1 protein-coding gene is annotated in these 1,131 nt (G+C 39.3%); it reads left to right on the plus strand.

The window, feature by feature from the left end; all coding sequences use genetic code 11:
• On the plus strand, window positions 1–1,131 hold a 1,131-nt coding region (wecC, locus tag AC1DUA_RS38590; protein WP_477504719.1), incomplete at both ends, for a UDP-N-acetyl-D-mannosamine dehydrogenase.

Genomic DNA, 1,131 nt, shown 5'->3' on the forward strand with positions numbered 1-1,131 from the left:
GCTTACTAGCAACTAAGGGATATAATGTTCATGGCGTAGACGTTAATGAAAATGCAGTCAATATGATAAACAATGGACAGGTACATATTTATGAACCAGATCTGGACATTCTAGTTAAAGCTGCCGTGCAGGGTGGTAAGCTTAAAGCGTCAACGCAGCCTGTAGAGGCTGATATATTTATAATTTCAGTACCAACTCCTTTTAAAGATGGATTTAAACCTGATTTAACATATGTTGAAAGTGCTACTAGATCAATTGCTCCTTATATCAAGGCAGATGGCTTAGTTATTTTGGAGTCTACTAGTCCAGTGGGTACTACAGAAAAAGTAGCTCAATGGATATTGGAAGAAAGACCTGAACTGGCAGTGCCTGTTGAAATGAACTCGCAATGCAATAGCTTCTACGTCTCTCATTGCCCAGAGCGCGTACTGCCAGGTCATATTCTAAAAGAATTAGTTGATAATGATCGGATCATCGGTGGAATTGATCAACCCTCTACAACTAAAACAGTTGAATTTTATCGTCAGTTTATTAATGGCAAGATTTTAGAAACAAATGCAAGGACGGCGGAAATGGCAAAACTAACGGAAAATTCTTTCCGTGATGTCAATATCGCATTTGCAAATGAGTTATCTATGATTTGTGACCACTTGGATATTAATGTATGGGAGCTTATTCGTTTAGCAAATCACCATCCTCGAGTTAATATTTTACAGCCTGGTCCTGGAGTTGGCGGCCATTGTATCGCTGTTGATCCATGGTTTATCGTAGATGCGGCTCCTGAGCAAGCCAAGTTAATTCAGACAGCTCGTGTTGTTAATGACTATAAACCAGGATATGTCGTAGAAAAAGTAAAAGCAAAAGCAGAACGATTTAAGGAGCCAGTTATTGCATGTCTGGGTCTTTCTTTTAAGGCAAATATTGATGACTTGAGGGAAAGTCCAGCTGTAGAGATTGTGGAGCATTTGTCGAGGAGTAATGTTGGACAGTTGTACGTGGCTGAGCCGCATGTGAGTAAACTGCCTACAAGATTAGAAAAGGAGAACATCATTTTGACATCTACAGAGCATGCTATTCGAAACTCAGATATAGTATTATTACTTGTAGATCACAAAGCTTTTAGTTCCATTG

The organism is Paenibacillus sp. 01T422, from assembly GCF_056398785.1.